Annotated in this window: 15 protein-coding genes and 1 pseudogene; 12 read left to right on the forward strand and 4 right to left on the reverse strand. The window is 37.6% G+C overall.

The genetic code is table 11. The features are described from left to right. The 5 genes from SOS22_RS05375 to SOS22_RS05395 form a co-directional block, all read left to right on the forward strand. Positions 1-765, forward strand: a 765-nt coding sequence (locus SOS22_RS05375; RefSeq protein WP_320596563.1) for an HAD-IIA family hydrolase, incomplete at its 5' end; no start/stop codon positions are given. 185 nt (positions 766-950) lie between these two features. After that, positions 951-2,393, forward strand: a complete 1,443-nt coding sequence (locus tag SOS22_RS05380; RefSeq protein WP_320596564.1) for an NAD(P)/FAD-dependent oxidoreductase — start codon at positions 951-953, stop codon at positions 2,391-2,393. Beyond that, positions 2,393-3,661, forward strand: a complete 1,269-nt coding sequence (locus SOS22_RS05385; RefSeq protein WP_320596565.1) for an NAD(P)/FAD-dependent oxidoreductase — start codon at positions 2,393-2,395, stop codon at positions 3,659-3,661. Before SOS22_RS05380 ends, SOS22_RS05385 begins: the two co-directional genes overlap by 1 nt. A gap of 2 nt (positions 3,662-3,663) precedes the next feature. Continuing rightward, positions 3,664-4,017 (forward strand): DUF1667 domain-containing protein, encoded by a 354-nt coding sequence (locus SOS22_RS05390; RefSeq protein ID WP_320326385.1) that lies wholly within the window; start codon positions 3,664-3,666, stop codon positions 4,015-4,017. A gap of 83 nt (positions 4,018-4,100) precedes the next feature. Beyond that, on the forward strand, positions 4,101-4,676 hold the full coding sequence (locus SOS22_RS05395) for a histidine phosphatase family protein (RefSeq protein ID WP_320596566.1): 576 nt from the start codon (positions 4,101-4,103) through the stop codon (positions 4,674-4,676). A gap of 3 nt (positions 4,677-4,679) precedes the next feature. On the opposite strand, the gene SOS22_RS05400 is transcribed toward SOS22_RS05395, so the two are convergent. Further along, positions 4,680-5,441 (reverse strand): DeoR/GlpR family DNA-binding transcription regulator, encoded by a 762-nt coding sequence (locus tag SOS22_RS05400; RefSeq protein WP_320326650.1) that lies wholly within the window; start codon positions 5,439-5,441, stop codon positions 4,680-4,682. Positions 5,442-5,560: 119 nt separating this feature from the next. Between SOS22_RS05400 and SOS22_RS05405 the strand changes: the two genes are divergently transcribed. Then, a complete protein-coding gene (locus tag SOS22_RS05405) occupies positions 5,561-6,250 on the forward strand; it encodes an allulose-6-phosphate 3-epimerase (RefSeq protein WP_320326651.1) in 690 nt (229 codons plus the stop codon). Then, complete coding sequence (locus tag SOS22_RS05410; protein ID WP_320596567.1) at positions 6,235-7,017, forward strand: sorbitol-6-phosphate dehydrogenase subunit; 783 nt, start codon at positions 6,235-6,237, stop codon at positions 7,015-7,017. Before SOS22_RS05405 ends, SOS22_RS05410 begins: the two co-directional genes overlap by 16 nt. A gap of 24 nt (positions 7,018-7,041) precedes the next feature. Here SOS22_RS05410 and SOS22_RS05415 read toward each other — a convergent pair whose 3' ends face one another. The 3 genes from SOS22_RS05415 to SOS22_RS05425 are packed head-to-tail and all read right to left on the reverse strand — an operon-like array spanning position 7,042 to position 10,069. Beyond that, the gene (locus SOS22_RS05415; RefSeq protein WP_320326653.1) at positions 7,042-7,464 is read right to left on the reverse strand and encodes a hypothetical protein; all 423 of its coding nucleotides are present in this window, start codon (positions 7,462-7,464) and stop codon (positions 7,042-7,044) included. Positions 7,465-7,475: 11 nt separating this feature from the next. Next, a complete protein-coding gene (locus SOS22_RS05420) occupies positions 7,476-8,138 on the reverse strand; it encodes a hypothetical protein (RefSeq protein WP_320596568.1) in 663 nt (220 codons plus the stop codon). An 11-nt stretch (positions 8,139-8,149) separates the two neighbouring features. Then, positions 8,150-10,069, reverse strand: coding sequence for a BglG family transcription antiterminator (locus SOS22_RS05425; protein ID WP_320596569.1), 1,920 nt, complete (start codon positions 10,067-10,069; stop codon positions 8,150-8,152). A gap of 335 nt (positions 10,070-10,404) precedes the next feature. Here SOS22_RS05425 and SOS22_RS05430 point away from each other — a divergent pair, with 335 nt between their 5' ends. The 5 genes and pseudogenes from SOS22_RS05430 to SOS22_RS05450 form a co-directional block, all read left to right on the forward strand. After that, positions 10,405-10,842: a PTS sugar transporter subunit IIA gene (locus SOS22_RS05430; protein WP_320326656.1), complete on the forward strand. Its 438-nt coding sequence runs from the start codon at positions 10,405-10,407 to the stop codon at positions 10,840-10,842. A 26-nt stretch (positions 10,843-10,868) separates the two neighbouring features. Next, on the forward strand, positions 10,869-11,348 hold the full coding sequence (locus tag SOS22_RS05435; RefSeq protein WP_128520346.1) for a PTS system mannose/fructose/N-acetylgalactosamine-transporter subunit IIB: 480 nt from the start codon (positions 10,869-10,871) through the stop codon (positions 11,346-11,348). Positions 11,349-11,398: 50 nt separating this feature from the next. Then, positions 11,399-12,196: a PTS mannose/fructose/sorbose/N-acetylgalactosamine transporter subunit IIC gene (locus tag SOS22_RS05440; protein WP_128520345.1), complete on the forward strand. Its 798-nt coding sequence runs from the start codon at positions 11,399-11,401 to the stop codon at positions 12,194-12,196. A gap of 1 nt (position 12,197) precedes the next feature. Beyond that, positions 12,198-13,052, forward strand: coding sequence for a PTS system mannose/fructose/sorbose family transporter subunit IID (locus tag SOS22_RS05445; protein ID WP_320326657.1), 855 nt, complete (start codon positions 12,198-12,200; stop codon positions 13,050-13,052). A gap of 56 nt (positions 13,053-13,108) precedes the next feature. Further along, positions 13,109-13,257, forward strand: a pseudogene (locus SOS22_RS05450) (transketolase); the annotation flags it as partial.

Consider the following 13,257-nt stretch of genomic DNA (forward strand, 5'->3'; position numbering starts at 1 on the left):
ATCAAGACTTTCATTTTGGATATGGATGGAACCATCTATCTAGGAAATGATTTATTCCCTTATACACATAAATTCTTAGATAAAGTGGAAGATACAAGTCGTAATTATTATTTCTTTACGAATAATTCATCCAAGGATTTGGATGCCTATACAACAAAATTGGGAAAAATGGGAATTGATATCACACCCGAACAGATGATGGTCTCGACCAATGTGATCTTGGAATATCTGGATGCACATCATCCAAAAGCGAAATTATATGTAGTGGGAACACCGGCTTTGTTGCGAGCTTTTGAGAAAGCCGGATGGACACTGGATGATCAAGATCCCGATGTGGTGATTCTTGGGTTCGATACCACATTGACCTATGAAAAACTATCAAAGTTATGTACATTTGTTCGCCATGGCAAGACCTATTACGGTATCAACCCTGATTTGAATTGTCCGGTTGAAGGCGGCGAATTTATTCCGGATTGTGGCAGTATCGCCCGATGTGTGGAATCCAGTACCGGGGTCTATCCGGAATTCTTTGGGAAACCAAGCCATCGAACTCTGGATTATATCGTGAAGGCAACGGGCTTAAGACCGGAACAAATTGCGATTGTTGGCGATCGGATGTATACCGATATTGCGGTCGCTGATGGATCCGATGTTGTCAGCATCCTGGTATTAAGTGGGGAAACCAAGATCGAAGATGTACCAAGCAGTAAACATCAACCCGATATCATCGTAGACAATATTGGTGTCTTAGCGGATTTATTGTAAAGAGTATCATTTTTCGTCATTTTTTGAAAAAGATTGTACGGGAATTCTGTTGACATATGGGAAATAGCCCATTATAATGTCGTTGTAAAAAGTAAATCAATGTATGAGATCAGAGAGTATACATGAAACAAGAAATTGTTTTTCGTATACTCTCTTTTTTTGATTGAGAAAGAAGGGTATGAAATATGTATGATGTAATCATTGTTGGCGGTGGCGTTTCTGGTACGACATTGGCATTTGAACTCAGTAAGTATGAAGGAAGCGTGTTGTTGCTGGAAAAAGAAAATGATGTAGCCGATGGTACGACCAAAGCAAATAGTGCCATTATCCATGCTGGATATGATGCGAAGGAAGGCACATTGATGGCAAAATATAATGTATGGGGAAATAAGGTTACACCGCAATTGTGCAAGGACCTCGATGTTCGTATCAAAAATATTGGTTCTTTGGTTGTTGCCTTTAGTGAAGAAGAGAAGCCTATGCTTCAAACACTATATGATCGTGGTGTGAAAAATGGTGTTCCCGATCAAAGAATCATTGGTAAAGAAGAATTACATGAAATGGAACCAAATATTGCGGATAATGCGGTTGCTGCTTTATATGCGCCTACTGCATGTATTGTGGATCCATGGGATATTGCGATTGCTTGTGCGGAGACAGCGGTAAAAAATGGCGCGGAAGTCAAATTAAATGAAGAAGTAAAAGCTATCCAAAAGGTAGATGATCATTTTGTGGTCAAAACGGATACAGATACATTTGAAGCCAAATTGGTTGTCAATGCAGCGGGTGTAGAATGTGATAAAGCCTATGGCATGGTGAAAAAGCCAGATTATGAAATTGTTCCGAACAAGGGTGAGTATTACTTGTTGGATAAAAGCCAAGGAACATTGGTCAATCATGTAATTTTCCAATGTCCAACGGCAGCAGGAAAAGGCGTGTTGGTCAGTCCAACCGTCCATGGTAACTTGATCGTAGGTCCGAACTCGAATCCAACCGTTGATGGTGATTTCAGTACGACCTTACAAGGATTAGCAGAAGTAAAGGCGGCTTCGATGAAGTCGGTTCCTTCCATTAATTTCCGAGAAAATATTCGTACGTTTGCCGGCTTACGAGCTCGTCGGAAAGATCATGGAGACTTTATTATTGGTGAAGATCCTCAAGTTGCTGGATTCTATCAGATTGCCGCGATGCAATCTCCGGGATTGTCTAGTGCGTATGCGATCGCGCTAGATACAACAAGAATGATGCAAGACAAAGGCTTATTTACAGTAGCCAAAGAAAATCCTGTAACCACTCGAAAAGTATATCGATTTAAAGAAATGAGTGATGAGCAACGAGTTGCTTTCATCAAAGAGCATCCAGCCTATGGTCGCGTCATTTGTCGTTGTGAAACCATTACTGAAGGTGAGATCATTGATGCGTTGCATCGCCCAATCGTTCCTGTTTCTATTGATGGTATCAAACGTCGTTGCAACGCGGGTATGGGACGTTGCCAAGGCGGTTTCTGTGGACCAAGAGTGCAAGAAATCATTGCGCGAGAATTAGGTATTCCACAAGAAGAAGTGGTCAAAGATAAAAAGGGTTCACAAGTTTTATTTGGACATACAAAAGAGGGAGGTCTTCAATAATGCGTAAAGAATATGATGTAATTGTCGTTGGTGGAGGGCCTGCCGGCTTAGCAGCTGCGTTACAAGCTCGTCAAAATGGCGCAGAAAGTGTTTTGATCATTGAACGTGATAAAGAATTAGGTGGTATCTTAAATCAGTGTATTCATAATGGATTTGGTTTGCATCATTTTAAAGAAGAATTAACCGGTCCTGAATATGCAGGACGTTATATTGATGAAGTAAAGAAAACCGATATTGAATATCTATTGGATACAATGGTTATTCAAGTTACTCCAGATAAACAAGTCTATTGTACAAATGAAGAAAATGGATACATGGTTCTTCAAGGAAAAGCTATTGTCTTGACAATGGGTTGTCGTGAAAGAACACGTGGTGCCATTGCCATTCCAGGTGATCGTCCTGCTGGTGTATTTACAGCTGGTGCGGCACAACGTTATGTCAACATTGAAGGTTATATGCCAGGTAAACGCGTATTGATCCTTGGTTCTGGTGATATTGGTTTGATCATGGCTCGTCGTATGAGTTTGGAAGGTGCTAAGGTTGTTGGTTGTGTCGAATTGATGCCTTATTCCAATGGATTGAATCGTAACATCGTACAGTGCTTAAATGACTTTGATATTCCTCTATATTTAGCACATACCATTACAGATATCCAAGGAAAGAATGGTCGTGTCAATAAAGTCATCGTTCAAGAAGTTGGACCTGATCGTAATCCGGTTCCAGGAACGGAAATTGAATTCGATGTCGATACTGTGTTGTTGAGTGTTGGTTTGATTCCAGAAAACGAATTATCCAAAACAGCAGGTATTGAAATTGATAAAGGAACAAGTGGACCTATCGTTTATGAAAATATGGAAACGAGCATTCCGGGTATCTTTGCAGCCGGTAATGTAGTCCATGTCCATGACTTGGTTGATTTCGTATCGGCCGAAAGTGAAGTGGCTGGAAAAGCAGCTGGTCAATATGTCAAGAATGGAGAAGCACAAAGTGCAACGACATTGGAAACCAAAGCAGTCAATGTCGGGGCTTTGGTTCCACAAAAGATTCGTAAAGATGCGATTGAAAAATCAGTACAGATTTCATTCCGCGTAAGAACACCGATGCACGATGCAAAGATCTTGATCAAAGATGGTCAAGGAAATCAAGTGGCACAATTTAAGCGGGAACATATGGTGCCTGCCGAAATGGAGAATCTTGTTTTACCAAAAGTGTTAGTTGATCGTTTAGCTGACAATACATTAGCGGTGGAAACCGTAGAGGAGGCCTAACAATGAAAGAGCTTATTTGTATTACCTGTCCACGTGGCTGTCATTTAAAAGTCGATGAAGAAAATGACTATAAAGTAACAGGAAATAGTTGTCCAAGAGGTGCTGTTTATGGCAAGAAAGAATGTACCCATCCCACTCGTGTCATCACCAGTAGTGTAAAGATCGTGGGTGGTACCCAAGCTCGTGTCAGTGTCAAAACCAATCATGACGTACCCAAAGAATTGATGTTTGATATTATGAAAGAAATGAACCATGTAGAAATGAAAGCACCCGTTCATCGTGGTGATGTCGTAGAAGCCAACATTTGTGGTTCTGGAGCTGATCTTGTGATTACTAAAGATGTAGCGCAAGCTTAATATACATACATATTTCAATATACTCTTCTGTCTTAGGGAAGCTTTTATAAGGCTTCTCTTTTTTGTGTGATAGAATGATGTATATGAAAATATGGATCACACGACATGGCCAAACGGATTTAAATAAAAAACATTTGATGCAAGGAAGAACCAATGAGCCTTTAAATGATACAGGGCGGATGCAAGCAAGAGAAGCAAGAAAACGAATTGAACCCATTCAATTTGATGCGGTATATGCTTCTCCTTTAGATCGAGCAATTGAAACGGCATCGATCATTGGCAATGTATCCAAGGATCAAGTCATTATTGATTCGCGAATAACGGAAATGGAATTTGGTCGCTATGAATTAAAAAAATATACGGGTATGGGATTGAAAATGACTTTATTTTGGTTGTTTCCAGAAATCTTGCCAAGTCCGCCAAGTGTAGAAACGATTGATTCTTTGGTTTCTCGTAGTTCTGCTTTTCTATCGGAAATGGAACAAAAAGACTATAACAATGTATTGATCGTGTGTCATGGAGGCATTATTCGTGCACTACGAGGTTATATGGAGGATAAAACAAGAGGGATTCGTTGGCGTCCAAAACCGAAAAATTGTGAAATCATTGAATATGAATCCATTCATGGAAAACATCGCAAGATTGCTGATTATAAATAGCTGTCATTGGACAGCTTTTTTAATGAGCACTTGATTTTCAATGAGGGCTTTTTCGATTTCTTTGGGCAAATGATTCGTAATCAATTGATCGATCGCATCGAAATCGAATACTTTATAGAAAGACGTATTTAGAAACTTCGAATCATCCATTAAAAGAATGGTTTGTTGGGCATGCGCATGCATGGCTTGTTTTAGATCAATATCAATATTGGATTGACTGGTAATACAATGCGTATCCATGGAATTGGCCGAAACAAAAAACCAATCTGCAAAGCGGGATTGAATAAAGTGAGTGGCTTCAGTCCCTATGACACAGGCATGATGCGGATCATACTGACCACCAACTAATTCTACGTGTACATGTGGATGTTCATGAAATGCCTGGGCAATGAATGATCCATTTGTAACAACATTTAATCGCATATCTTTGGGAATAGCTTTCACAAAGCAATAAGCCGTACTGCTTGAATCAATAAATAAAGATTCTCCATCGGATAATAATTGGATTGCTTCTTTGCCAATGGCTTCTTTTTCTTCTATGTGCTGATGATTTCGCAACGCAATCGGGGAAATATCGCTTTCCGGATGGATATAGGTAACGCCACCATGAGTTCGGCGTACTTGGCCATCGGCTTCCATACAGGTCAGATCGCGACGAATGGTTGGAAGGCTTACATATAAACGTTGAGCCAGTTCATGAATGGAAATATACTCTCGAGCTTGCAGAATGGAAAGGATTTTTTGTCGTCGTTCATTAGGTACCATTATAGCCTCCGTGATTGATATCAATCATAATATATCGCTTTTATTGATTGAATATCAATATTTTGAACACCATTTGCATCAAAAATCAATCATTTCTATAGTAGAAATGGAGGAAGTGTATGGGCGTAAAAGTATCAGCATCTTTGATGTGTATGGACCTGCTTCATATCGCATCCGAAGTAAAAATATTAGAACATCATGTCGATGAATTTCACATTGATATTATTGATTGGCATTATTGTAAGAATATGGCATTGGCTCCTTGTTTTATGGAATCTATCCGTACCATCAGTTCCATTCCGATGGAAGCGCATTTATATGTAGATAATATTGATATGGATCTGATTGATCTATGTTGTGAAAGTGGTGCCAATATCATTACCATGCCACCAGAAATCATTGAGCGACAATTGTTTCATATTCAAAGAGAATTAGCTAAACGCCAAGTGCAATTTGGGGTTTCTTTAAATCCATCCATGAATATGGATGTCATCGTTCCCTATGGACATCTCATTGATCGGTTATTGATCTTGAGTGTAGATCCTGGCTTTGCGGGACAACCCTTTATTGAAACGACGTATGATCGGATTCAAAGAGCCGTGCAACTACGAGAAGAAAATCATTGGCATTATCAAATTGAAGTGGACGGTTGTTGTAATGAAAAGTATTATCAAAAACTCCATCAAGCCGGAGCGGATGTATTTATTGTAGGGGGAAGTGGCTTGTTTTCCAAAAGTGAGGATACGGAAAAAGCAGTCCAAATTTGTTTGGATTGGATAAAAAAGGAGACATTATGCACAAATGGTTAGATTTAGAAAATAAAGTAGTGATTGTAACAGGTGGTGCCTCTGGTATTGGACAAAGAATGTGCCAATCCTTTATGGAACAGGGAGCACAAGTCGTCATTGCGGATTTGTGTGTACAAGAAAAAATGGAAAATTGTCTTTCTATTCGTTGTGATGTAACACGTAAAGATGAAGTGGAACGAATGGTCCATCAAGTCATGGAAACATTTGGTCGTATTGATATTCTCGTGAATAATGCGGGTATTTCGATTCCTCGCTTGTTGGTGGATGATCGATCCAAATATGAATTAGATGATACGGTATTTGATCAAACGATAAATTTGAACGTGAAAGGATCTCTTCATTGTGCACAAGCATGTGCAAGAATCATGTTGCGACAAAAATATGGTGTGATCGTGAATGTTAGCAGTGAATGTGGCAAAGAAGGTAGCTTCGCACAGGGGATATATAGTGCATCAAAAGCAGCTATTGATAGTTTGACTCGTACGTGGGCCAAAGAGTTGAGCCCACATGGAATCCGAGTCGTAGCTATTGCACCGGGTCCCATGGAAGCAACGGCGTTATTTAACTCGGCTTATATTGATGCTATGTGTCATTGTCGCCATATCACAAAAGAAGAGATGCAAAAGAATTATGATACCGTTACATTATTAGGCAGAGAAGGGCATTTAGAAGAAATCGCTAATACGGTACTTTTCTTGGTTAGTAATCGTGCAAGTTTTATAACGGGGACGACCATCAATGTTTCGGGTGGAAAATCTAGAGGTTAAAAAAACTAGAAAGTTTTGTGCTTTCTAGTTTTCTAAAGCTTTGACCAATGTTTGTACGTTTTGGATTTGATTTTTGATATTGATGCCAATCGCCGTTAAGGATAGATTCATTCGCACCAATTCACCTTGCAGTTGAAAAGATACGATATATTTGAATGATTTTTTTATGATGGATAATTGTTCGATATCTTTTCGTGGAATGGAAAACTGACCGGTTGGTACGGTCACATTCAAAGAAGATAAGGTAACAATGTTCAAATGTGTATCGGTTAAACCAATATAGGCATAGGTATTGATCCATTGTACTCTTTTTTGATTCGGATTGATGGCATAATGAAGGATCTTAGGGGTGCACACAACAAGAGTAGCCCAAATCTTAGAAATATAATTTTGTCCGATTTCATCGAGTAATTCATTTTTTGCATCTTCAGATAATGTAAGTGCCATGAACGGTTCTCCTAAAGTAAGGCTTGGATCTGGACTTCATACGTTGTACCTTTACAATGTTGTAAGGCATTTTCCAGATATTTCTTGCTTTCTTTTTTATTATGTAAATAGGAATATTGTAAACCAATCAAATATTCAAAGACACCAATACGTACACGTTTTGCTGGGTTGGTATAGGCATCGGTTTCTTTTTTTAATGGTTCCAATCGAGCCTTGATATCACGAATATGTTCGCTTTTTCTTTCGCCCAAGATACTATACATCAGTTGCATCGTTTCAACTTCAACTTGGTTGGAGTCATGTTGCAAACAGATATCAAGCATTTTTTTAGCTTGTTCATATTTCTCTTGTTCTAAATAAAAATAGAAGGCTCGCTTTGCTACCAATGATCTTTGTTCATCATTCATTTTGATTTTTTCAAATAAATCATGGATTTGCTGATTGATTTTTTTGGCATCATTTTGCATAAAATATGCATTGAGACGCATAAATTCGCGATTAAAAGGTCGATAACTGAAAGTACACCAGAAGCCATCCAATACTTGTTCAAATTCTTTGTATTTTCCTTGTTCGAGATATTCTGTCAATTTTTTATAGACAATTCGTTTTTGTATCATAGGAAGCAGTAAGCCAATAACTACTGCGATACAGACAATGATCAAGATCCAATTCATATATATCCTTTCTATGATTTACTAATAATTTGTGATTTCAATTTATTTTCACAAAGCGCTTTAAATTCATCAAAATTATTCACATAAGAAATTTGTTTGATAAAGTCTGGATTAAATAAAGCTGGAGATAAAAAATCCCAAGCACGGAAGGCTTCTAAATTACTTTTTTCAATGCACAATAAGAATACAACTTGTACATGATTTCCTTCGTTGTCCCAAACAATAGGTTTTTTCAACAAAATCTCACCAATGAAAGAATCATCCAAATTGGCATGCATGGGATGAAGGATGGCAATCTTATTGCCAAAATATGTACTGCCAAATTCTTCGCGCAATTCAATTTCTTCCGATAGATTTTTTACTTTATACAAAGAAACAGCTTTATTGACTAACCAATCTTGTGTTTGTTTCTTATTGCTGAAATCTTTGATGGTAAATAATCGTGGATCAAATAAACGCAGGGTATCATCAATATTCTTAAATCCTTCGATTCGTACTTTGATCTTTTCAAGTTCTTTTTCGTTAGGGAAGAAATTGATCTTGGTTGCCAAACCGACTTCGGTTGCACGATTTTCTTCGGTTGAAAAGAACAAATCATAATCGTCTAAATTCAAAGTTTCCAATTCATGTGTATTGACAAATTTGATCGTAGATATGTATTTTCTAAATTTATCGTATAAAAATTGTTCTAATAAGAAATACTGGGATCGTTGCAAATTTGTGATGATACATATTTTTTTACCACCATTCACATTTTCCTGTTCATTGAGGCTTTTATTAAAGTAAATAGCTAAAAAAGCAGTTTCACTTTCTTTGATCTTGCATTCAAATTGTTCGCTCAGTAAATAAGAAAAATAAGTGGCAATTTCAAAGGCATACGAGAAACTTTGTTTGATGTAATCCAGCATTTCATTTTTAATTTGTATATTATTCTTGGCTCGAGAAATCAATGGTTCACAATGTAAGGCAAGGGACATGCGCAAGTTCATATCATGGGTAAAATCAGTTGGATAAACTTGGCGAATGTGTTCCAATGCTTCGAAAATGAAATCGTTGATTTCATCGGAAATATAATGGATTTTGTTGGCATTGCTGTGATTACTGATATATAAGGCTAAAAAATTAATTTCAGGTTGAGGAACGCGAATGTGAAAATGCTTTTCGATCCGGGTATAGATCTTATTCGCAATCTTCAATTCCAAATCTAAATCGGATTGATTATCAATATCTTCTTCATTTAAATAAAAGAAGTCTTTGATCCGAATCACCGAAATGTTGATCCATATAATGATATTTTGAAATTCTACATCCGATATTGGATATTGATCAAGCAGGAATTCTTCCATTAAGATCTTGCGAATGCTTTCTAGTCGATTTCCATCCATATCCGTTAGAGGATTGCTGGAAATGATATTGAAATTGTTATTATCATTATCGATCAAACACATCCGCCGATCTCGTTCGAGACCATCGACCCATACATATCCAACCGACTGAATGAGTTTTAATGAAAAATTATTTAAAATTTGTTCCACATCTTTTAAATCATTGATCAATGTAGATTTGGAAACATAAATATAATCGGCACATTGTGAAAGTGGAATGCTTTTTCTTTGTTTCAATAAATAGCCAAGCAATTTGTGTACACGACCATCTTTTTCACTTAAAGATTCATCATTTTGGTTTTTTAAACTGGATACATATTCATCAAAATCCTTTTGATCATGCACGATCAAACGAGTCCCAAAAGGAACTTTTGATTCAATTTCAAAAGCCGGTTGATCCTGCATTTCTTTTTTGATTACTTTTAAATCGTTTTGTACGGTTCGCAAGCTAACATTTAGTTCATCAGAAAAGTGGTTGGCTTTTAAATACTCATTTTCATGTTCGCAAAATTGTAAAAATATTTCGATTTGACGTTTCGTTAACATGATTTTCCTCCTTTTCTTATTCAATGCAAATGGTAATAAAGTAAAATGAAGTAATTATGAATTGGGAAAAATTGCACAATTGGTGGTTATTTATATAATATGGAAATTTGTTTGTTGTTTAGTTTAAACAATTTCATAAAGACTGTGCAAATTGATAGAATGCGTAATTAATCATGCAAAACGTTACCGCTTACAAATGCGAATGTTGCACAATGATTGTGCATTTATTGGATGCAATTACTGAATGAAACCTATTAAAATGTCAGTGTAAGTTGAAAACGCTATCAACCACGTTTTCATCCAATTGATGAAATTCCGGGGGGAAAAGGTAAATTATGAGAATCGTCTTAGTATCACATGGTTCTTTTTCAAAGGGCCTATACGAAACAATGGAAATGGTTTTAGGACCACAAGAAAATATGGCTTATATCGGATTGTATCCACATCAAGGCATTGATGAATTAAAAGCCAATATTGAAGCAGAATTTAAAAAAGCAGAACCAGGCGAAGAAATTCTGGTTTTGACCGATTTGTTTTATGGCAGCCCATTTAACGCTGTTGTTCAATTGATGAGCAAATGGGATGTGTATCATCTAACAGGAATCAACGTTCCTCTATTAATGGAAATTCTATTGATGAGAGGCAACGGTAAAAGCGCATCCGAGATTTGTGATGAAACATTAAAGTTAGCCACAAATACAGTGTCCGATGTCCGAAAATATCTAGCGGATCTGAAAAAAGCAGATGTTCCATCCGACGAAGATGACTTTTAAAAAAATAATAAGGAGGAGTAAGAAGTATGCGTAACATTGTATGGTGTCGTGTAGACGACCGATTGATTCACGGAGAAGTAGTAACGGCTTGGATCCCGTTCACTCATGCCAACCGTGTTGTTGTTGTGGATGATGAAGTAGCAAAGGATGATTTTAATAAACGAGTATTAAAATCCTTAGCTCCAGCTGGTACACAAGTGGCAGTGTTAACTGTTGCCGGAGCAACCAAAGCTCTACAAAAAGATCCAAAACCAGGCGAACGTGTATTGTTGCTGACAAAATCTCCAATCGTATTTGAACAATTGTTAGATGGTGGTGTTGCCATCAAACAAGTGAACTTAGGCGGTATGGGAATTCGTGGAGATCGTCAACCATTTGTCAACAACGTATCGGCAAGCCCTGCAGAAGTGGATTCTATTCGCCGTATGAAAAATGAAAAAGGGGTAGACGTCTTTTATCAGTTAGTACCTGAGCAGAAGGTAATTGATATTTCTAACTTGCTATAGAAATATCGAAATGAATTTCTGCTAGACATAATAGAAAAGGAGAGAAAAGTATGTCTGTATTTCAAGCAGTGCTTCTTGGAATCCTTTACTGGATCGGAGAAGCCAATTTACCATTTGTTGGATTGTGGACAATTCAACGACCATTAGTTTGTGGCTGGATTGCAGGTATCATCTTGGGAGACCCATTAAAGGGTGCCATGGTCGGTGCATCAATCAACTTAGTTTATCTAGGATTTATCTCAGCCGGAGGTTCTATGCCAGCCGATATGGCATTGGCCGGAACATTAGGAGCTGCCTTTGCTATCACCGGTAACTTAGATGCCAAAACAGCGTTAGCATTAGCTGTTCCAATTGGAATCTTAGGTACATTGGTATGGTATACTCGTATGACCATTGACTCGGTATGGGTTCACTTAGGAGATAAATTTGTTGCGAACGAACAATATCATAAATTATGGATTGCCAACGTTTTATTGCCTCAGATCATGTCCGCTTGTATTTGTGTCATTCCAGCATCTTTAGCTGCTTATTTTGGTGCAAGTTACATCACACCAATCGTTAAAGCATTATCTGGAACACCATTAACTATCTTCCAGATCATTGGTGGTATGATGCCTGCATTAGGAATCGCCATCACCTTACAATACATCTTTAAAGGTGAATCTCGTGTATTCTTGTTCTTAGGATTTGTTGTAGCTGTTTATTCAGGATTGGCTTTGTTACCTCAAGGTGTCATCGCATTCTTGGTAGCATTGGTTTACATTCAATTACGCTATAGCGGAGGAGCAGGAGAAGCTCAAACAGAAGCAGCGGGTGCCGCTGATACAGATGAAGAGGAGGATTTCTAAGATGCCAGATATTAAAGCAGATGCTAAACATGTCATTCCTAAAAACCATTTGTATCATGCTGCATTTAACTGGGAGACATGGGTTCAAACAAACTATAACTATGAACGTATGATGGGTATGGCTTGTGGTCACACATTTGTACCTGTTATTGATGATTTGTATAAAGGTGATCCAGACGGAGATGCAAAACGTAAAGAAGTAATGCAACGTGAAATGGAATTCTTTAACGTCCATCCAGAATTTGGATCTTGTATCTTAGGTATGGCTATCGCCCTTGAAGAACAAAAATCATTGGGTGAACCAATTACCGGTGAATTCATCACTTCATTGAAAACATCATTGATGGGACCTCTTGCTGGTATTGGTGATACCATTTGGCAAGGTGTATTGATTCCAATCTTATTGGCAATCCTTATTGATATCACTTTGAATTTTAAAACTGTATTAGGTGCTGTCATCTATTTGATTTTAATGCTTGTCATTACATATGTATTTAGTTTCGCTAACTTCTTCTTCGGATACAACGCTGGATCGAATGCTATCTTGGATTTCTTGGAAAAAGGTTTATTAAACAAGATCTTGCTTGGTGCACAAGTTATGGGTTGTATGGTAATGGGAGGATTGATTGCCAATTATGTAAACGTTAGTTGCGGTTTGGTATTGATTACTTCTGGAAGTAAGTTTGTCGTACAAAAATCATTATTTGATGCCGTAATGCCTAAGATTTTGCCTTTTGCTTTCACATTCTTAGTTTACTGGTTAATGGCCAGCAAGAAGTGGAGCTCTTTAAAAGTTATCGGTTTGATCATTGTAATTGCCATTGTTGGTGGATTAACTGGTATCTTAGCTGCATAAGGTATTAAGAATTTGCGGTGTAGAACTACACCGCATTTTTTATCGGAGGAATAGAAATGAATAAAGAAGAATTAAAAAAACATGCAAACAATGTTCGTAAGAATATCTTGACTGCTGTCTATTCGGGTCAGTCCGGACATCCGGGTGGATCTTTATCGGCAGCCGATATCTTGACGTATTTGTATTTTGAAGTCATGGACATCAA

Origin of the sequence: Absicoccus sp., assembly GCF_034090965.1 — a bacterium.
Lineage (GTDB): Bacteria > Bacillota_I > Bacilli_A > Erysipelotrichales > Erysipelotrichaceae > Absicoccus > Absicoccus intestinalis.